This window comes from Brachybacterium sp. SYSU DS0246 (genome assembly GCF_059391765.1).
Genome location: NZ_JBZXYT010000010.1, coordinates 60,893 through 79,418 on the forward strand (window position 1 = coordinate 60,893; position 18,526 = coordinate 79,418).

An 18,526-nucleotide genomic window follows, 5' to 3' on the forward strand; every position below is an offset into this window, starting at 1 on the left:
CATGCGCCGCCCCGAAGCAGCTCGGCTGACCGTGATCGCCGGCCCCATGTTCGCCGGCAAGACGGAGGAGCTGCTGCGACGCGTCCACCGCTCGCGGCTCGCCGGCCTGCGCGTCGACGTCATCGGCCATCGCCTGGACGACCGTGCCGGGCCCGGTCGCCTGAGCACCCACATCGGGCGCTCCACACCGGCCAGGATGCTCGGCGAGGCCCGCGACGTGCTGGAGGTCCTCGACGGGGAGCGTCCGGACAAGCTCGCGATCGACGAGGCGCAGTTCTTCGGCCCCTCGATCGTGCCGGTGATCGAGCAGCTGCTGGAGGCCGGCATCGACGTGGAGGTCGCCGGGCTCTGCGTCACCTACGACGGGGAGCCGTTCGACCCGGTCCCCGCCCTGATGGCCGTCGCCGAGGAGGCCGTGAAGCTGACCGCGGTGTGCGCGGTCTGCGGAGCCGACGCAGCCTTCCACGTGCGCCTGGCCGGGGAGGCGGGCGATGCGCTGCGGCCGACGGCCGAGCAGGTCGGGGGCAGCGAGTCCTACCAGGCACGCTGCCGCAGCCACCGGCTCCAGCGGCCGGACGGGGCCCGGATCAGGTGATGGGGTCGTCCCCGGGCTCGACCAGGCGGATCCCGTCCAGATCCCACTGGCCGTCGGTGCGGCGCACGAAGTACTGCAGCTGGACCTCGGTGTCCCGGCCGTCGACGGTGTACGTCTCGGTCACGTCGAAGATCGCGTAGCCCTGGCGGTTGGTGCGCTCGGTGACCTCGTAGTCGATCCCGGACATGCCGCCGACGGTCTCCTCGAAGACCTCGCACGAGGTCAGCCCCGTCGACTCGCGGTACTCCTGCGTCGTCGAGTCCTCGAACAGCTCGCAGTCGCCGGACTGGAGCGAGGAGTAGAAGTCCTCGAGCGTCGACTGCGGATTCCCGCGGGTGAGGAGCTGCCAGGCGATGATCACCGCGAACAGGCCCACGATCACGAGGCCGACCGCAGCGATGCCCGCGGCCAGCAGCCAATGCCACAGCGGGCGCCTGCGCGCGCTGCGCGGAAACTGTGCGTCGACCATGTCTTCCCCCCGAGGACCGGCAGCCGTGTCGTGACGCAGTATTCCGCACCGCGAGGCGATGTGCGATGCGCGAGCCGGTATCGATAGCCTTACGGCCATGATCGTCACCGCAGACCCGGGCCCCGTCGGATCTCCCACCAGCAAGGACGGCGCCGGCCTCCTCGCCGCCTCTGCCCTGCGGTACACCGTCGAGCCGGGGGAGCGGGCCGAGTCCCTGCTGCCGTCACTCGACGAGGTCGACGAGCCCGTCGGGCGCATCGTGCAGGACGATGACGTGCTGCGCGTGTTCGTGCACCCGCAGCTGGACGCAGCGCTCACCTGGGGCGCGACCTACGTCGCGGTCGACCTGATCTTCACCGACGGCGCCCGGCTCTCCGAGCTGGAGCCGCGCGACCAGTACGGCACCGAGGCCACCGCCCGGGGGATGGGCGAGGGAAAGATCCTGTACGCGGACCAGTGGAATGACGTGCAGGTCGCCCTGGGGGCCGCGGCCGGACGCACGATCGCGGAGGTCGTGCTGGTCGCCGACGCCCCGGCCGATCCCGAGGCCGACCTCGTGGACGCCGCCGAGGGCGACCTCGAGGGCGCCGGTCCCGCGGAGCCCGAGCGGCTGACGGGGTGGATCGACGGCCCCTACATCGGTCCGAGGCCCGCGGACCCGCCGGCCGGTGACCCCGTGGCCTGGGTGGACACCCGGCGCGGCACGCACGCCTCCGGTGACTTCTCCCGGGGCAACAACGTCCCGGCCACCGCCATGCCCAACGGGTTCGCGATGTTCACGCCCCTCACCGACACCCGGACCCGGCGCTGGCTGTACGAGTACCACCGCCGCAACGGCGCAGACAACCGCCCGCGCCTGCAGGGCCTGGCGGTCTCGCACCAGCCGAGCCCCTGGATGGGCGACCGCAACCAGTTCGTCCTCATGCCGCTGGCCGGTGAGGAGCCAGACGCTGATCCGGAGGCCCGTGCCCTGGGCTTCGATCATGCCGCCGAGACGGCGCGCCCGGACCTGTACGAGGTGGCCCTCGACGGCGGCACCTCGCTGCGTCTGGCGCCGAGCGACCACGGCGCGGTCTGCGAGATCGACTTCCCGGCCGAGCCCTCCCCGCGGCACCTGCTGCTCGAGGGGACCGACGAGCACGCCCGGATCGACGCCGCCGGTGCGGTCTTCGACGGGAGGCTGCGCGCGTGGGTGGACCCGGTGGCCGGCGAGGGGGCGACCCGTATGTTCGTCCTCGCCGAGGTCGAGCCCGCGCCGGTGGCCGTCGGCCCCTCGCGCGGCGGTTCGCCCGGCGCCAGCGTGCTGACCTTCGAACCCGGCACGCAGCGGGTCACCGTGCGTCTGGTCACCAGCTTCATCGGGCTCGAGCAGGGCCGACGCACCTTCGCCCACGAGGTCGAGGGGCGCAGCATCGCCCAGGTGCGCGCGGAAGCCCACGCCGCCTGGACCGAGCGCCTGCGCGTGATCGAACCGGCCGGAGCCACCCCGCCCCAGCTGCGGACCCTGTACGGCAACCTGTACCGCCTGAACCTCTACCCCAGCTCGCACTGGGAGAACGCCGGCAGCCCGGAGCGGCCCGAACCGGTGCACGCCAGCCCCGTGCTCGCGATCAAGGGCGAGGCCACCGACACCCGCACCAACGCCCAGGTGCTGCCCGGCAGGATGTACGTCAACCACGGCTTCTGGGACACGTACCGCACGGCCTGGCCCGCCTACGCGCTGCTGTACCCGGATCTCGCCGCAGAGCTCGCCGACGGCTTCGTCCAGCAGTACCGCGAGGGCGGGTGGATCGCGCGCTGGTCCTCGCCCGGCTACGCCGACTGCATGACCGGCACCAGCAGCGACATCGCCATCGCCGACCTCGCCGTCAAGGGCGTTGCGCTGCCGGACCCGCTCGCTGCCTACGAGGCCGGCCTGCGCAACGCCACCGTCGCCCCCACGCAGCCCGAGGTGGGCCGCAAGGGCAACGAGCGGGCCGTGTTCACCGGCTATGTCGACACCGACACCCCCGAATCCGTCTCCTGGGCACTGGAGGCCCACATCAACGATGCCGGGCTCGCCGCGCAGGCCGAGCTGCTCGCCGAGGAGACGGAGGCCGACGACGCCCGCCTCGCCGCCCGGCTGCGCGAGGAGGCGGAGTACCTGCGAGCCCGAGCCCGGAACTATCTGCTGCTGTTCGACCCCGGCGTCGGGTTCTTCCAGGGCCGACGGGCCGACGGCGGCTTCGCCCGGAGCCCCGAGGAGTTCGACCCGCGGGTATGGGGCGGGGACTTCACCGAGACCGACGGCTGGAACTTCGCCTTCCACGTCCCCCATGACGGCGAGGGCCTGGCCGCGCTGTACGGAGGCCGCGCCGGGCTGCGCGCCAAGCTGGAGGAGTTCTTCCACACCCCCGAGCGTGCCGACCTCAAGGGCACCTACGGGCACGTCATCCACGAGATGCTCGAGGCCCGCGCGGTACGGATGGGCCAGTTCGGCGTCTCGAACCAGCCCAGCCACCACATCCCCTTCCTCTTCCACCACGCGGGCGAGCCGCACCGCGCCTCTCAGGTGGTGCGCGAGGTCCAGCGCCGCCTGTTCGTCGGTGAGGAGATCGGCCAGGGCTATCCCGGCGACGAGGACAACGGCGAGATGAGCGCCTGGTGGCTGCTGACGGCGCTGGGTCTGTACCCGCTGCAGCTGGGCACCGGCCGCTACCACCTGGTGGCACCGCTGTTCGAGCGGGCGACGGTGCGGCCGCTGGGCGGTGAGCCGTTCACGATCACCGCCGAGGGGCAGGCTCCGGCCCACGACGTCATCACGGGTCTCAGCGTGGACGGCCGCGAGCACCGGGACTCCTGGATCGAGCACGGGGACCTGCGCGGAACGCTCCGCTTCCGCCTCGGCGCCGAGCCGACGGGCTGGGGCGAGGTGCCGCCCTCACCGACTCCGGCGGGGCACCGGCCGCAGCCGCTGCGGGACCTCTTCGCGGCCGATCCCACGGATCCGGTGCGGGACGACGACTCCCGCACCGAGCGCTCCTGGGAGACGGCCGACGCGGTGATCGAGCTGCCCGAGCTGGGCGAGCCCCTCCAGGCGCGGTTCCTCACTGTGACCTCCTCGGCGCAGGAGGGCGGGGACCCGATCGCCTTCCGGGTCGAGGGCTCGGTCGACGGCGAGAACTGGACGGTGCTGGACGAGCGCTCGAGGGAGTCGTTCCGCTGGCGCCGCCAGACACGTCCGTTCCGGATCGCGACGCCGCGGGCGTGCACCCATCACCGCCTGGTGATCACCACCGCGCAGGGGCCTCTGCGCCTGGCCGAGCTGGAGCTGCTGGGCTGAGATCTCCTCGCCGTCGCCGCAGCAGCCCGCCACGTCCCGTGGCGGGAGTGCCGCGGCGCCGATCGACCGCGGTGAAGGGCCAGGTCATGAGCGCCCACACGAGAGCGATCGCGATCGCTTCGACCAGCAGGTACTGCGGCCAGGGGCCCATGACGTCCAGAATGCTCGCGCCGTCCGGGGCGCGGTTGAGATAGCCGTAGTTGGCGCCCGTGAGTGCATTGCCGGTGAAGGCGATGAGCGCCCACGCCACCGTGGCGGCATACGTGAGCAGATATCCCGGCCACGTGGGGCGATATCCGAGCCCCCACACCAGCACCACCGGGGCCAGCACCCCGGTCGCGTGGGCGACCCAGTACTCCGAGAACTCCAGCGGGACCGAGACGAAGTAGTTCAGGTCCGGGGTCAGCACCGACTGCATGTTCAGCGTCAGTCCCCAGAAGTACGTGATCACGATCGCCCAGCGGGCCTGCGTGATCAGCGCGAGCGGGATCAGGAATCGCAGGACGTCCGAGTAGTGCAGGGGCAGCGACTCGTCGATGTTCCAGGACCAGGGCATGAAGCCCCACGCCGTCCAGAACACCGAGTTCGCCAGCAGCACCCAGCCGGCAGCGCGCAGCACCCGGTCCGCCGTGGCGGGCTCGACGCGCCGCGCCCAGACCACGAGGGCGATCGCCGCCAGCACGATGATCACGAGCACTCCGAGGTGCGTGCTCCCGTAGGCGGGCATGTACCCGATCCGGTCCGACTCCGGCATCGCTGATCCTCCCCGTCGGTGCGGTCCCGGCTCCGCCCGGCGCGGATCCGTCGAAGCGTCCCAGCAGAGCATACGAGGATGCCTGCCCGTCGGGGCCGCTATCGGCCCTTCGTCATCCGAGAGTCGGGAGGCTCCGCCCCGTGGCGGTGCGATGCGGTGCGGTGTGGTGCGGTGCCTACGGTACGGCGCCCCCGGCCGAGGGCCGATAGCATCGGGGGTCCCCGCGCCGAACACCCGAGGAGATGCGATGTCCCAGGCCTTTCACGCCGATTCGTCCGAGCTGGTGACCAAGGAGGTCCTCAGCTGGGAGCTGTTCGGCACCGCGTCGCGGGAGCTGGCACGAACGGTGGCCGATTCCGACTTCGCGCCGGAGATCATCATCGCCGTCGCCCGTGGCGGCCTGGTGCCGGCCGGCGCACTCGCCTACGCCCTGGGGCTGAAGCTCGCCGACGCGATCAACGTCGAGTTCTACACCGACGTGCACGAGACGCTGCCGGACCCGGTCCTGCTCGCGCCGATGCTCGACACCGAGTCGATCAGCGGCAAGCGGCTGCTGGTGGTCGATGACGTCGCCGACTCCGGGCGCACCCTCGCACTCGTGCTGGACCTGCTGCGCGAGCAGGGGGCCGACGCGCGCAGCGCCGTGCTGTACGCGAAGTCCGGTTCGGTGGTCGCTCCCGACTTCGTCTGGCGCCGCACCGACGAGTGGATCGTCTTCCCCTGGTCGGCGGAGCCCCCGGTCACCGCACAGGCAGGCTGACCACGAGGTCGGCGCGGGAGCCGCGCCGCGAGGTCCCCGCGGGGCCGCCCCTCGCGATCTCCCCGGCGGTGCTCCCAGCGGCTCAGTGCTCCGTCCGGGGCTTCTCGGTGGGGGCCGCCGCGTCGTCGCCGGGCTGGTCACCGGCGCCGTGTCCCTCGTCCCCGCCGTGGTGACCGAAGGGCAGGAAGTGCATGATCACCGCGAGGACGGCGCCGACGAGCAGACCGATCAGGAACGAGAAGAACGTGTTGATCAGCCAGCCCAGAACTCCACCGACGGCGGCGATCCCGGCGGCGGCCTCCTCGAGGTGATGGACGAAGCCGTAGGGCTGAGCGAGTCCCAGATCGTGGGTGCCGACCAGCAGGATGTGGCCGCCGACCCACAGCATCGCCACCATGCCGACATAGCTGATGATGTCCATGACCACTGGCATGGCCCGGACCAGAGAGTTGCCGATGCGCTGCTTGGCCGCCGAGTTCTCCTCGGCGGCCATGGCCAGGCCCACGTCGTCCATCTTCACCAGGATCCCGACCGTTCCGTAGACCAGGACGGTGATACCGAGCGCGATCACCACGAGCACCGCGGCGCGGGTCCAGATGTCGGGTGCTTCGACGGAGTTCAGCGAGATCACCATGATCTCGGCCGAGAGGATGAGGTCGGTGCGGACGGCGCTGGAGACGATCTTCTTCTCCGCGTCGGCGCCCTTCGCGGCGGCCGGGGCCTTCTTCGGCGTGCCGCTGACCAGCTCCCAGATCTTCTCGGCGCCCTCGAAGCTCAGATACAGGCCGCCGAGCATGAGTATCGGGGTGAGCAGGAAGTCCGCGAACGTGCTGAGCAGCAGCAGGACCGGCAGGATGAACACGAGCTTGTTGACCAGCGAACCCTTGGTGATCCGCCAGATGATCGGGAGCTCGCGCTTGGGCTTGATGCCCTGGACGTACTGCGGGGTCACGGCCGTGTCATCGATCACCACGCCGACGGCCTTGGATCCGGCCTTGGCGGAGGCGGCGGCGATGTCGTCCGTGCTTGCCGCGGCCAGCCTCGCCAGGGCGGCCACGTCATCGAGCAGTGCGGCGAGTCCACCGGCCATGCTGGTTCCTTCCCTGAGGGCGCGGCCGCCCCGGTGGCGACCCGGGTCAGGATACCGGGGATCGCTCCTTTGTCTGCCCGCAGCGGAATGAAGCTCGGGGTATCTCGACGCGGTCGTCGTCGCGGTGCCACAGTTGGTGCATGGATATCGCACTCATCGGAGGACATGGCAAGGTCGCGCTCCTGGCGGAGCCGCTGCTGTCGACGGCAGGACACACCGTCAACGCGGTGATCCGCGACCCGGATCAGAGCGCTGACGTCGAGGCGGCCGGTGCCCGGCCGGTCGTGGCCGACATCGAGACCCTCGACGCCTACGGCTGGGACGAGCTGCTGCGCGGCAACGACGCAGTGGTGTGGGCCGCCGGCGCCGGGGGCGGCAACCCCGAGCGCACGTGGGCCGTGGACCGCGGGGCCGCGATCGCCTCGATGGAGTCCGCCCGGCGCGTCGGTGCGACGCGCTACGTGATGATCAGCTACTTCGGAGCCGGGCCGGATCACGGCGTTTCCGAGGACGACCCGTTCTTCGCCTACGCCGAGTCCAAGGCCCAGGCCGATGCCCACCTCCAGGGCACCGAGCTGGACTGGACGATCCTCGCCCCGTCGGGTCTCACCCTCGACGAGCCCACCGGGCGGATCGAGGTGGGCGTCCCCGAGGGCGGTCACGTCTCGCGCGGGAACGTCGCCCGCACCATCGTGGCCGCTCTCGAGCGGCCCGCCACCATCGGGAAGTTCCTCGCCTTCAACGACGGCGACCAGGAGATCGGCGCCGCGCTCGACGCGGCGATCTGACCCCGCTCCGGTTCCCCGGCCCACGGCCCCGGCATCGCCCGATGCCGGGGCCGTCGTGCGTCCATGGGCCCCGGCATGCCCTGTCCTGCGCTGACCTGACCTGACCTGCACGAGTGCCGTACCGTGAGGGGGTTTGCTCGCAGAAGGAGGATGTGTGGACGTCGTACGGCGGTGGGCGGCGGTTCTCTCGCTCGCGATGGGGATCTTCGTCCTGATCACGATCGAGGAGCTGCCGATCGGGGTGCTCAGCGTGATGGCACCGGACCTCGGGGTCAGTGAGGGCGTCGGCGGCCTGGCCGTGACCGTCCCCGGCATCCTCGCCGGCGTCGTCGCCGTCGTGACCCCGGTGGTCGTGGGCACCCTGGACAGGCGGATCGTACTGGTGATCGCCCTGGTCTCGGTGGTGGTCTCCTGCGCTCTCAGCGTCATCGCCCCGAGCTTCACCATGCTCCTGCTCGCCCGGCTCTTCGCGGGCATCGCGATCGGCCTGTACTGGGCCGTGATGGCGGTCGTGGCCGTCGGCCAGGTGCCGCGAGAGCAGACCGCCCGGGCGCTGACCGTCGCGTTCGCGGGCTCCGGGAGCGCGCTGGTGATGGGCGTGCCGGTGGCCACGTGGATCGGCACCCACCTGGGCTGGCGGGAGGCCTTCGGCGTGGTCGGCGGCGTGGCCGCCCTGGTCGCCGTGGCGATCGCGGTGCTGGTGCGGCCGGTGCACTCCGCGGTCAAGGTCACCCCGGCGATGATGCTGGTCGCCGCGCGCACCCGTGGCGTCCGGTACGCCGTCGCGCTGACCGGGCTGGTGGTCATCGCCCAGTTCATCACCTACAGCTACGTCAGCCCCATCCTGCTGGAGCGGGCAGGGATCGCCGTCACCGACATCGGCCCGATGCTGCTGACCTTCGGCCTCGCCGGCCTGCTCGGGAACTTCGCCGTGGCGCCGGTGCTCAGGCGCAGTGCACCGCTGGGCGTGCTCGCCGTCTCGGCCGGGCTCGGCCTGTCGCTGCTGGCCGTGGTGGCGCTGATGCAGGGAACAGTCTCGGCATTGGCGATCATGCCGGTGTGGGGACTGTTCGCCGGCGCCGCCCCCGTCGCCATCCAGGCATTCGTCGGCACCGAGGCGCAGGACGTCATGGAGGAGGGGACCGCCCTGAACAGCGCCGTGTTCAACACGGCGATCGCCCTCGGCGCCCTGATCGGCGGGCTGATCATCGACGCCGCCGGCCAGACCACCATGATCCTGACCTCGGCCGTGATGGTCGGAGCCGGGGTGGCAGTGGCGGTGCGGTACCTCGTCAGCCGATGATGCGCATCGTCTCCGCGCCGCGGGGAGCGTCCTCGCGGACCTCGACGTCGGAGACCCGAGCGGCGGGTGGGCCCTGACGCAGCCAGTCGACCATCGCCTCGACCGCGTCCCCGGTGCCCTCCACGTCGGCCTCCACCGTGCCGTCCAGCAGGTTGCGCACCGTGCCGCCGACCCCGAGACGCTCCGCCTCGGCGGCGGCCGACATCCGGAAGCCGACGCCCTGGACCCTGCCGCTGACCCGCACGATCCGGCGGACGTCGTCAGCGCCTGCCATCACGCGTTGTCCCCTCCCGTGTCGGAGGCCTGGGGCGGCGCCTCCTCGCCGGCTGCGTCGGCATTGTCGTCCCACTGCCAGCCCGCGATCTCGGGGACGTCCTCCCCGTGCTCGTACGCATACGCCCGGGCGCGCACGCGGAGGTCGGACATCTGCTGGCGCAGCCCGGCGTAGCGGGTGGCCAGGCCGGCCCGGTCGATCACGTCCATGACCAGGTGGTAGCGGTCGGCATCGTTGCGCATCAGCATGTCGAACGGCGTCGTGGTGGTGCCCTCCTCCTTGTAGCCGCGCACGTGGATGCGGCCGGTGCGGTCGTGACGGTAGGCCAGGCGATGGATGAGCCAGGGGTATCCGTGGTACGCGAAGATCACGGGCACGTCCTCGCCGAAGATGCCCTGGAAGTCGCGCTCGGAGAGCCCGTGGGGATGCTCGCTGTCGTCCTGCAGGCGCATCAGGTCCACCACGTTGACCACCCGCACCTTCAGCCCCGGCACCTGCTCCCGCAGGATCTTCGCGGCCGCGAGCGTCTCGATGGTGGGGATGTCCCCGGCGCAGGCGAGCACCACGTCGGGGTCCTCCCCGGTGACCTCCGTGCCGGCCCACTCCCAGATGCCCAGCCCGCGGGCGCAGTGGACGATCGCCTCGTCCATGCTCAGCCAGTTCGGGTTCGGCTGCTTGCCGGCGACGACCACGTTGACGTACTGGCGGGAGCGCAGGCAGTGGTCGTAGGTCGACAGCAGGGTGTTGGCATCCGGCGGCAGGTAGACCCGCACGATCTCGGCCTTCTTGTTGACCATGTGGTCGATGAAGCCCGGATCCTGATGGGAGAAGCCGTTGTGGTCCTGCCGCCACACGTGCGAGCTGAGCAGGTAGTTCAGGGAGGCCAGCGGCCGCCGCCACTCCAGCTCATTGGTGACCTTCAGCCACTTGGCGTGCTGATTGACCATCGAGTCGACGATGTGGATGAAGGCCTCGTACGAGGAGAACATGCCGTGGCGGCCCGTGAGCAGATACCCCTCCAGCCAGCCCTGGCACTGGTGCTCGGAGAGCATCTCCATCACCCGGCCCGTCGGCGCCAGGTGCTCCTCGCGGTCGTGCGGCTCGAACTCGGCGTTCCACTGCTTGTCGGTGACGTCGTAGACCCCCTGGAGCCGGTTCGAGGCGGTCTCGTCGGGCCCGAAGATCCGGAAGCTGTGTGGGTTCTGGGCGATGACATCGGTCAGCCAGGTGCCCAGGACCCGGGTCGCCTCAGCGGTGGAGGCGCCGGGATAGGGGACCTCCACCGCGTAGTCGCGGAAATCGGGCAGCCGCAGGTCCTTCAGCACGGAGCCGCCGTTGGTGGCCGGGTTGGCGGACATCCGCAGTTCACCCTCCGGGGCCGCGGCGGCGATCTCGGCGCGCAGGGCGCCGGACTCGTCGAACAGCTCCTCGGGGCGATACGAGCGCAACCAGGAATCCAGGTCGGCCAGGTGCTCCTCGGTGTCGCGGGCGTTGGGCAGGGGCACCTGGTGGGAGCGCCACGAGCCCTCGGTCACCTTGCCGTCGATGGTCTTCGGTCCGGTCCAGCCCTTCGGCGAGCGGAAGATGATCATCGGCCAGGCCGGTCGCGTCGTCTCCCGCCCGGCCTCGGCGTCCTCGCGGGCCTGCTGCTTGATCTGCGCGATCTGGTCCAGGGCCGTATCGAGCACCTCGGCGAAGCGGCGGTGCGCGGCCATCGGATCCTCGTCGTCGAAGCCGCCGCGGAACAGCAGCGGGGTGTGCCCGTAGCCCCGCATCAGGTCCTCGAGCTCCTCGTCGCCGATACGGGCCAGGACGGTGGGGTTGGCGATCTTGTACCCGTTCAGGTGCAGGATCGGCAGCACCACTCCGTCGGTCAGCGGATTGAGGAACTTGTTGGAGTGCCACGAGGTGGCCAGCGGACCGGTCTCCGCCTCTCCGTCCCCCACCACGGTGAAGGCGATCTCGTCGGGCCGGTCGAACATGGCGCCGTAGGCGTGGGAGAGGGCGTAGCCCAGTTCTCCGCCCTCATGGATCGATCCCGGGGTCTCCGGGGCCACGTGCGAGGGGATCCCGCCGGGGAAGGAGAACTGGGTGAACAGGCGAGCCAGTCCTCGCTCGTCCCGGCTGACGGCGGGGTAGACGTCGGAGTAGGTGCCCTCGAGGTAGCTCGCGGCGACCAGTCCCGGACCGCCGTGCCCGGGGCCGGTGATGTACATGGCCTTCAGGCCGCGCTGGGAGATCGCCCGATTGGCGTGGGCGTACAGGAACGTCAGGCCCGGAGTGGTGCCCCAGTGCCCGAGCAGACGCGGCTTGACGTGCTCGCGCTGCAACGGGCGGCGCAGCAGCGGATTGTCCTTGAGGTAGATCTGCCCGACCGAGAGGTAGTTCGCTGCCCGCCACCACCCGTGGAGCCGCTCGAGCTCCTCGTCGGTGGGGGTCTCGGCGGGGGAGTTCGGCCAGCTGGCAACGGTGGTCATGGCGCCTTCCTGCAGCTCGGGCAACAGAGATCCCGGAGGGGATACGTTCACGGTACGACCCGGACCGGGCCGGCGGAAGGGACCACCGGCCCGCTCGTGCGATGGACCGGCCTCGCTACTGTGGGCCGACAGCGACGGAGCCGAGGAAGCCGAGGAATCGAGGGGAGTGTCGCATGAGCGTCGAGCGGGTCACGGTCGTGATCGCCACCCGCAATCGCGGCGACGAGCTCGTGGAGCACCTCGGCCACCACGAGGCGCCCGTGATCGTCCTGGACAACGCCTCCACGGACGGCACCGTCGCGGCGGTGCGCGGCGCCCATCCCCACGTGCGCCTCGTGACGCTGCCCGAGAACATCGGCGCGCAGGCGCGCACCATCGGAGCCGAACTGGCCACCACCGATTACGTCGCCTTCGCCGACGATGACTCCTGGTGGGCGCCCGGGGCGCTGGCACGAGCCGTCGACGTCTTCGATGCCCACCCGCGGCTCGGGCTGATCGCCGGCTCCATCGCCGTGGGGCCCGAGGAGCGCCCGGACCCGCTGAACGCCGTGCTCGCAGCCTCCCCGCTGGGCACTGCGGACGACGCGCCCGGCCCGCTGCTGCTCGGCTTCGTCGGCTGCGGGGCGATCGTGCGTCGGGACGCGTTCTTGGAGGCGGGCGGCTTCGACGACGTGATCCGCTTCCCCGGGGAGGAGGATCGGGTGGCGCTGGACCTGTTCGACGCCGGCTGGCAGCTGAGCTACGTGCCCGAGATCCGCGCCCACCACCACCCCTCGCCCCATCGCGAGTCCGCCCGGCGCCGTCAGACCGAGGCGATCCGCAGCCGGATCCTCACCGCCCTGCTGCGCCGTCCGTGGTCGGGAGTGCGGGCCGAGGTCGTCACGGCGCTGCGCTCGGGGACGCGCGGCCGACGGGGCCTGCTGGGTGCCCTGCGCCGCGCCCCGGCCGCCCTGCGGCGGCGTCGCCCGGTCTCACCCTCGACCGAGGCCGCCCTCGCCCTGGTGCGCTCCGGACCCGCTGCGCGCCCGGCCCGCTCGGCGTCGGACGAGGAGCGGCGATGAGTCCCGACGAGCGGGTGGCGGTCGTGATGATCACCTACAACCGGCGCGACGAGGCACTGCTGGCGATCTCGCGATTGCGGGAGCTGCCCGAGCAGCCGCACGTGGTGGTCGTGGACAACGGCTCCGAGGACGGCACCGCCGAAGCCGTCCGGGAGCGGTTCCCCGAGGTGGACCTGGTGGCCAGTGCAGTGAACCTGGGAGCTGTCGGGCGCAACGTGGGCCTCGAGCGGGTCGGGACGCCGTTCGTCGCCTTCTGCGATGACGACACCTGGTGGGAGCCGGGCTCCCTGCGCCGGGCGGCCGACGCGCTCGCCGAGCATCCCCGCCTCGGGGTGGTCACCGGCAGGATCCTGGTCGAGCCGGGCGGACGCGAGGACCCGATCAACGCCGAACTGCTCCATTCGCCGGTCGAGGGCCCGCCGTGGATGCCCGGCCCGACCCTCGGCAGCTTCCTCGCCGGTGCCTCGATGGTCCGCCGCAGCGCCTTCCTCGCGGCCGGCGGGTTCAGCGAACGGCTGTGGCTCGGCGGGGAGGAGGAGCTGCTGGCGGCCGACCTGGCGACCGCCGGCTGGGAGCTGGTCCACCTGCCGGGCGTGATCGTCCATCACCAGGCCTCCACGCAGCGCGACCCCCGGCTGCGCCTCCGGCACGGGCTGCGCAACACCCTATGGTTCATCTGGCTGCGCCGGCCGCTCGGTGCGGCGCTGCGCCGGACCCGCGACGTGCTGGCCACGGCACCGCGCGATCGGCTGACCGCACTGGCGCTCTGGGACGCGCTGCGCGGAGCCGGCTGGGTGCTGCGGCAGCGGCGCCCCCTGCCGGCCAGGATCGAGCGCCGCTTCCGGGCGCTGGAGGAGGCTCAGCGCCGCAGCACCGCCCGGCGCTACGGCAGACCCAGCGGGCCCCGACAGCGCCGCGGCGACCGGTAGTGCCGACGCGGCGCGCGACCCGCCGGCGGACGCGCGGCCCCGCCGGCGGTGGACCCGGTTTGTGCCCTCCGCCGCTGACCGTGAGGATGGGGGCATGGTTTCGATCACCTTCAAGAACACTCCCGTGACCACCGTCGGCGAGCTGCCCGCCCAGGGCTCCCCGCTCCCGGCCTTCGAGCTCGTCGGCCAGGACCTCGGGCCCGTCTCCAGTGCGGACCTCGCCGGCAAGCGCATCGTGCTGAACATCTTCCCCTCGCTCGACACGGGAACCTGCGCGACCTCCGTGCGAAAGTTCAACGAGCTCGCCGCCTCGCTCAAGAACACCGTGGTCGTGTGCGTGTCCAAGGACCTCCCCTTCGCCCAGGCCCGCTTCTGCGGCGCCGAGGGCATCGAGAACGTCGTCACCGGCTCCGCGTTCCGCTCCAGCTTCGGCGAGGACTACGGCGTGACCATGAGCGACGGCCCGCTGGCCGGCCTGCTCTCCCGCGCCGTCGTCGTCGCCGACGCCGACGGGAACGTCGTGCACACGCAGCAGGTGGCCGAGGTCGCCGAGGAGCCGGACTACGACGCCGCGGTCGCCTCCCTGAGCTGACCGTCCTGGCCCCGACCGTCCCGGCCGAGCTCCCGCTCCTGACGCGACCCGCGCGCGGGGCCCGGGTGCCCGGACCATGCCCGCGCGGCAGTAGGCTCGGATGTCGTGGAACCCGTCTCGCTGATCGTCCTGCTGGTGATGGGCACCCTCGCCGGAGCGATCAACGCGGCGGTGGGCTCGGGGTCGCTCCTGACGCTGCCGGTGCTGCTCGCCCTCGGCATGCCACCGGGGACCGCCGTGCGCACCAACACGGTCGGCATCCTGTTCTCCACGATCGGCTCGACCCTCGGCTACCGCCGGGAGATCGCCGAGGAGAAGGGCAATCTGGCGCCGCTGGTCCTGGTCACGGCGCTGTGCGCGGGCCTCGGCTCGATCCTCCTGCTGCTCTCGCCCGCCGAGGCGCTGGACGTGGTCGTGCCGGTGCTGATCGTCGTCGCCCTCGCTCTGGTGATCTTCCAGAAGCGGCTCACCGCCGCGATCCGCGCGCGGCAGGATCGGCGGGCCGCGCGCGCGGCGTCGGCTCCGCAGCGCAGCCCGTACCGGTCACCCGGTCTCGTCGGCGCGATGGGCGCCGCCTCCGTCTACGGCGGGTACTTCACCGCTGCCCAGGGCATCCTCTACCTGGGGATCCTCGGTGCCCTGACGGGGCGCACGATGGGGTCGGTCAACAGCATCAAGAATCTGATGAGCCTGGTGGTCAACGTCGCGGCCGCGACCGTCTACGTGCTCGCGCACTTCCTGATCGGCTCCGAGATCGTGTGGCCGGCGACCGCGGCGATCGCCGTCGGCGCCCTGCTGGGCGGCTACTTCGGTGCGCACCTGGCCAAGAAGCTGCCCGACTGGCTGCTGCGCGGGATCATCGTGGTCGTCGCGCTGGTCGCGATCGTCCGCCAGATCACCGGCTGAGGAACGGCCGGACGCGTGCGAGCACGTCGTCGGGCGGGGACAGGGTCCCGCCGTGGTCCCGGCCGGGCAGGGGGACGAAGGCGGCGCCCGGCATCGTCTCCGCCGCGTGCCGGGACTCCTCGAACCGGGGATGGTCCTCGGTCCCGGTCATCCACAGCGTCGGGACCTCACAGGCGGCCAGCGCCGTCTCGGAGACGCCGGGGGTGGCGTCCGTGGCGGTCATCAGGGCCGCCATCGCCAGCGGGTCCGCGGCCAGGAACGCCTCGCGGGTGGCGCGGGCCCGGCGCGAGCTGACGTCCGGCCCCAGTCCCTGGCCGGCGCAGAACGCCTCCATCCCGCCCTCGCGCACCGCGTCGATGACGCCCGGGAAGAACACGGAGTCCACGGCCCCGCGCTGCGCTGCGGCGGAGCCGCCCAGGCACACCAGATGGGTGACCCGCTCGGGATGCTCGAGCGTCGCGGCGAGGGCCACGCGCGCCCCCAGCGAGTAGCCCATCAGGCCGGCCCGGTCCACGTCCTCCGCCTCCAGCACGGCCAGCAGGTCCGCGACGAACCGATCCTGGGCGTAGCTCGAGCTCTCGTGCGGCTTCTCGGAGCCTCCGTGACCGCGCAGGTCCACCCGGATCACGGTGTGCTCGGCCGCCAGCGGCGCGAGGTAGCCCAGCCCGCGCCAGATCGCCCGCGACAGCACCGACCCGTGCAGGAGCACCAGGGCCGGCCCGGACCCGGAGACGTCGTAGCGCAGCCGGACCCCGTCGGCAGGGGAGTGGACGAGGGGCACGGGATCCTTCCGGCGGTGAGAGTGTGCGGGGCCGGACTCCAGGACGCTCAGGGGAGAGGAGGCCTCACAGGGCCGCCGAGATCTCCTCGAGGATCCGGTTGAACGTCGGCGAGGGGCGCATCACCGATGCGGACTTCTCCAGATCCGGGCGGTAGTAGCCGCCGATGTCCGCCGGGGAGCCCTGCACCGCGATCAGCTCCTCGGTGATGGTGTCCTCGGCATCGACGAGCTCCGTGGCGATGGGCTCGAAGGCGGCCTTCAGCTCGGTGTCCTCGCTCTGCTGGGCCAGTTCCTGCGCCCAGTACAGGGCGAGGTAGAAGTGGCTGCCGCGGTTGTCGATGGTGCCGAGCTTGCGCTGCGGGGACTTGCCCTCGTGCAGCAGCGTCTCGGTGGCCCGATCCAGCGCGTCGGCCAGCACCCGCGCCCGGTCGTTGCCGGCGGTGCGGGCCAGGTGCCGCAGCGACTCGGCCAGGGCCAGGAACTCGCCGAGCGAGTCCCACCGCAGGTAGTTCTCCTCGACCAGCTGCTGGACGTGCTTGGGGGCGGAACCTCCGGCGCCCGTCTCGAACAGACCGCCGCCGTTCATCAGCGGCACCACCGAGAGCATCTTGGCGCTGGTGCCCAGCTCCAGGATCGGGAACAGGTCGGTGAGGTAGTCACGCAGCACGTTGCCGGTCACCGAGATGGTGTCCTCGCCGCGGCGCACGCGCGCCAGGGTGTGCCTGGTCGCCTCGATCGGAGCCATGATCCGGATGTCCAGGCCCTCGGTGTCCTCCTCGGCCAGGTACGCCTCGACCTTGCCGATGAGGTTGCGGTCGTGCGCCCGCGTCTCGTCGAGCCAGAACACGGCGGGCATCCCGGACTCGCTCGAGCGGCGCACGGCGAGCTGGACCCAGTCACGGATGGGGGCGTCCTTGGTCTGGCAGGCGCGGAAGATGTCGCCCGCGGCGACCCCGTGGCTCATGAGCACGGCGCCGGAGGAGTCGCGCACCTCGACCTGCCCATCGGCGGCGATCTCGAAGGTCTTGTCGTGCGAGCCGTACTCCTCGGCCTTCTGCGCCATCAGACCGACGTTGGGCACGGTGCCCATCGTGGTGGGATCGAAGGCGCCGTGGGCCTGGCAGTCCTCGATGGTGGCCTGGTAGACGCCCGCGTAGGACGAATCGGGGATCACCGCGAGGGTGTCCTGCTCCTGGTCGTCCTTGTTCCACATGTGGCCCGAGGTGCGGATCATCGCGGGCATCGACGCGTCGACGATGACGTCGGAGGGGACGTGGAGGTTGCTGATGCCCTTGTGGGAGTTGACCATCGCCAGATCCGGGCCGTCGGCCAGGTCCTGCTCGATGGCGGCCTTGATCCCGGCCCGCACCGACTCCTCGAGGTCCTCCGCACCGGCGAGGATGCCCCCGAGGCCGTTGTTCGGGGAGAGCCCCGCGGCCTCGAGCTGGTCGCCGAACTGGGTGAACAGCGTCGGGAAGAAGGCGCGCACGGCGTGGCCGAACAGGATCGGATCGGAGACCTTCATCATGGTCGCCTTCAGGTGCAGGGAGAACAGCACACCCTGCTCCTTGGCGGCGGCGATCTGCTCGCGCAGGAACGCATCGAGCGCCTCGGCGCTCATCACGGAGGAGTCGACGACCTCACCGGCCAGCACCGGCACGGAGGGCTTCAGCACGGTCTCGGTGCCGTCGGCGCCGACGTGCACGATCGAGAGGGTGTCCTCGCCCTCGAGCACGACGGACTGCTCACGGGAGCGGAAGTCGTCCTGGCCCATGGTCGCCACGGCGGTCTTGGAGTCCTCGCTCCACTGGCCCATCCGGTGCGGGTGGGCCTTGGCGAAGTTCTTGACCGCGGCGGGAGCGCGCCGGTCGGAGTTGCCCTCGCGCAGCACGGGGTTCACGGCCGAGCCCTTGACCGAGTCGTACCGGGCGCGGATGTCCTTCTCCTCATCCGTGGAGGGGGACTCGGGATAGTCCGGCAGGGCGACGCCCTGATCCTGCAGCTCCTTCACGGCGGCCTTCAGCTGGGGGACCGAGGCGGAGATGTTGGGCAGCTTGATGATGTTCGCCTCGGGCGTCTTGGCCAGCTCGCCCAGCTCGGCCAGGGAGTCGGGGACCCGCTGGTCCTCGGGCAGCAGATCCGAGAAGGCGGCGATGATGCGGCCGGCCAGGGAGATGTCACGCGTGGTGACGTCGATCCCGGCGGTGTCCGAGAAGGCGTCGAGGATGGGCAGGAACGATGCGGTGGCCAGCATCGGTGCCTCGTCGGTGTGGGTGTAGATGATGCGCGCCATGTGTCGCGGGGCTCCCTCGGGTCGGTGCGTCATGTGTCTTGACGTCAAGACTAATCGACGGCGGAACGGGGCCGGCGGCGTCGATCCGGTCGCCTCCACGGTACGGGACGCACCCGCCGGCACGCTCCTGGG

General features: G+C 71.5%; 16 protein-coding genes. 9 read left to right on the forward strand and 7 right to left on the reverse strand.

The genetic code is table 11. From position 1 onward, the window contains the following. Window position 1 precedes the first annotated feature (1 nt). On the forward strand, window positions 2–595 hold the full coding sequence (locus AC5020_RS06780; protein ID WP_464987687.1) for a thymidine kinase: 594 nt from the start codon (window positions 2–4) through the stop codon (window positions 593–595). Here AC5020_RS06780 and AC5020_RS06785 read toward each other — a convergent pair. Beyond that, window positions 588–1,064 carry a hypothetical protein gene (locus AC5020_RS06785; protein ID WP_464987688.1) on the reverse strand — a complete coding sequence of 159 codons (477 nt, stop codon included), beginning with the start codon at window positions 1,062–1,064 and terminating at the stop codon, window positions 588–590. The genes AC5020_RS06780 and AC5020_RS06785 overlap by 8 nt on opposite strands. 97 nt (window positions 1,065–1,161) lie before the next feature. On the opposite strand from AC5020_RS06785, the gene AC5020_RS06790 reads away from it, so the two are divergent. Next, complete coding sequence (locus AC5020_RS06790; RefSeq protein ID WP_464987689.1) at window positions 1,162–4,386, forward strand: GH92 family glycosyl hydrolase; 3,225 nt, start codon at window positions 1,162–1,164, stop codon at window positions 4,384–4,386. Here the strand turns inward: AC5020_RS06790 and AC5020_RS06795 are convergent. Next, the gene (locus AC5020_RS06795; protein ID WP_464987690.1) at window positions 4,334–5,140 is read right to left on the reverse strand and encodes a YwaF family protein; all 807 of its coding nucleotides are present in this window, start codon (window positions 5,138–5,140) and stop codon (window positions 4,334–4,336) included. The genes AC5020_RS06790 and AC5020_RS06795 overlap by 53 nt on opposite strands. Window positions 5,141–5,387: 247 nt before the next feature. Between AC5020_RS06795 and AC5020_RS06800 the strand changes: the two genes are divergently transcribed. After that, the gene (locus AC5020_RS06800) at window positions 5,388–5,900 is read left to right on the forward strand and encodes a phosphoribosyltransferase (RefSeq protein ID WP_464987691.1); all 513 of its coding nucleotides are present in this window, start codon (window positions 5,388–5,390) and stop codon (window positions 5,898–5,900) included. Window positions 5,901–5,982: 82 nt separating this feature from the next. Here AC5020_RS06800 and AC5020_RS06805 read toward each other — a convergent pair whose 3' ends face one another. Next, window positions 5,983–6,990, reverse strand: coding sequence for a DUF808 domain-containing protein (locus tag AC5020_RS06805; RefSeq protein ID WP_464987692.1), 1,008 nt, complete (start codon window positions 6,988–6,990; stop codon window positions 5,983–5,985). Between the two features lie 140 nt (window positions 6,991–7,130). Here AC5020_RS06805 and AC5020_RS06810 point away from each other — a divergent pair, with 140 nt between their 5' ends. Further along, on the forward strand, window positions 7,131–7,778 hold the full coding sequence (locus AC5020_RS06810) for an SDR family oxidoreductase (RefSeq protein WP_464987693.1): 648 nt from the start codon (window positions 7,131–7,133) through the stop codon (window positions 7,776–7,778). Between the two features lie 154 nt (window positions 7,779–7,932). Then, window positions 7,933–9,081, forward strand: a complete 1,149-nt coding sequence (locus tag AC5020_RS06815) for an MFS transporter (protein WP_464987694.1) — start codon at window positions 7,933–7,935, stop codon at window positions 9,079–9,081. Here the strand turns inward: AC5020_RS06815 and AC5020_RS06820 are convergent. Then, the gene (locus tag AC5020_RS06820) at window positions 9,071–9,355 is read right to left on the reverse strand and encodes an acylphosphatase (RefSeq protein ID WP_464987695.1); all 285 of its coding nucleotides are present in this window, start codon (window positions 9,353–9,355) and stop codon (window positions 9,071–9,073) included. The two genes, AC5020_RS06815 and AC5020_RS06820, sit on opposite strands and share 11 nt — an antisense overlap. Then, window positions 9,355–11,832, reverse strand: a complete 2,478-nt coding sequence (locus AC5020_RS06825) for a phosphoketolase family protein (RefSeq protein WP_377019358.1) — start codon at window positions 11,830–11,832, stop codon at window positions 9,355–9,357. The genes AC5020_RS06820 and AC5020_RS06825 overlap by 1 nt, the downstream gene beginning before the upstream one ends. Before the next feature lie 173 nt (window positions 11,833–12,005). Between AC5020_RS06825 and AC5020_RS06830 the strand changes: the two genes are divergently transcribed. The 4 genes from AC5020_RS06830 to AC5020_RS06845 all read left to right on the forward strand — a co-directional run bounded on the left by AC5020_RS06830 (window position 12,006) and on the right by AC5020_RS06845 (window position 15,320). After that, window positions 12,006–12,893, forward strand: coding sequence for a glycosyltransferase family 2 protein (locus AC5020_RS06830; RefSeq protein ID WP_464987696.1), 888 nt, complete (start codon window positions 12,006–12,008; stop codon window positions 12,891–12,893). Beyond that, entirely contained in the window at window positions 12,890–13,822 is a 933-nt protein-coding gene (locus AC5020_RS06835) for a glycosyltransferase family 2 protein (RefSeq protein ID WP_377019356.1), read from the forward strand. The genes AC5020_RS06830 and AC5020_RS06835 overlap by 4 nt, the downstream gene beginning before the upstream one ends. A gap of 94 nt (window positions 13,823–13,916) precedes the next feature. After that, window positions 13,917–14,414: a thiol peroxidase gene (gene tpx / locus AC5020_RS06840; protein WP_464987697.1), complete on the forward strand. Its 498-nt coding sequence runs from the start codon at window positions 13,917–13,919 to the stop codon at window positions 14,412–14,414. A gap of 105 nt (window positions 14,415–14,519) precedes the next feature. Continuing rightward, window positions 14,520–15,320, forward strand: coding sequence for a sulfite exporter TauE/SafE family protein (locus tag AC5020_RS06845; RefSeq protein ID WP_464987698.1), 801 nt, complete (start codon window positions 14,520–14,522; stop codon window positions 15,318–15,320). Here the strand turns inward: AC5020_RS06845 and AC5020_RS06850 are convergent. Together AC5020_RS06850 and AC5020_RS06855 are read right to left on the reverse strand one after the other, a co-directional pair. Beyond that, window positions 15,310–16,101 carry an alpha/beta fold hydrolase gene (locus AC5020_RS06850; RefSeq protein ID WP_464987699.1) on the reverse strand — a complete coding sequence of 264 codons (792 nt, stop codon included), beginning with the start codon at window positions 16,099–16,101 and terminating at the stop codon, window positions 15,310–15,312. The two genes, AC5020_RS06845 and AC5020_RS06850, sit on opposite strands and share 11 nt — an antisense overlap. 64 nt (window positions 16,102–16,165) lie before the next feature. Then, complete coding sequence (locus AC5020_RS06855; RefSeq protein ID WP_464987700.1) at window positions 16,166–18,394, reverse strand: NADP-dependent isocitrate dehydrogenase; 2,229 nt, start codon at window positions 18,392–18,394, stop codon at window positions 16,166–16,168. Window positions 18,395–18,526 lie beyond the last annotated feature (132 nt).

Coding starts and splice junctions, on each gene's coding strand:
- AC5020_RS06780 (WP_464987687.1), top strand. CDS start 2: ATGCGCCGCCCCGAAGCAGCTCGGCTGACCGTGATCGCCGGCCCCATG.
- AC5020_RS06785 (WP_464987688.1), bottom strand. CDS start 1,064: ATGGTCGACGCACAGTTTCCGCGCAGCGCGCGCAGGCGCCCGCTGTGG.
- AC5020_RS06790 (WP_464987689.1), top strand. CDS start 1,162: ATGATCGTCACCGCAGACCCGGGCCCCGTCGGATCTCCCACCAGCAAG.
- AC5020_RS06795 (WP_464987690.1), bottom strand. CDS start 5,140: ATGCCGGAGTCGGACCGGATCGGGTACATGCCCGCCTACGGGAGCACG.
- AC5020_RS06800 (WP_464987691.1), top strand. CDS start 5,388: ATGTCCCAGGCCTTTCACGCCGATTCGTCCGAGCTGGTGACCAAGGAG.
- AC5020_RS06805 (WP_464987692.1), bottom strand. CDS start 6,990: ATGGCCGGTGGACTCGCCGCACTGCTCGATGACGTGGCCGCCCTGGCG.
- AC5020_RS06810 (WP_464987693.1), top strand. CDS start 7,131: ATGGATATCGCACTCATCGGAGGACATGGCAAGGTCGCGCTCCTGGCG.
- AC5020_RS06820 (WP_464987695.1), bottom strand. CDS start 9,355: ATGGCAGGCGCTGACGACGTCCGCCGGATCGTGCGGGTCAGCGGCAGG.
- AC5020_RS06825 (WP_377019358.1), bottom strand. CDS start 11,832: ATGACCACCGTTGCCAGCTGGCCGAACTCCCCCGCCGAGACCCCCACC.
- AC5020_RS06830 (WP_464987696.1), top strand. CDS start 12,006: ATGAGCGTCGAGCGGGTCACGGTCGTGATCGCCACCCGCAATCGCGGC.
- AC5020_RS06835 (WP_377019356.1), top strand. CDS start 12,890: ATGAGTCCCGACGAGCGGGTGGCGGTCGTGATGATCACCTACAACCGG.
- tpx (WP_464987697.1), top strand. CDS start 13,917: ATGGTTTCGATCACCTTCAAGAACACTCCCGTGACCACCGTCGGCGAG.
- AC5020_RS06855 (WP_464987700.1), bottom strand. CDS start 18,394: ATGGCGCGCATCATCTACACCCACACCGACGAGGCACCGATGCTGGCC.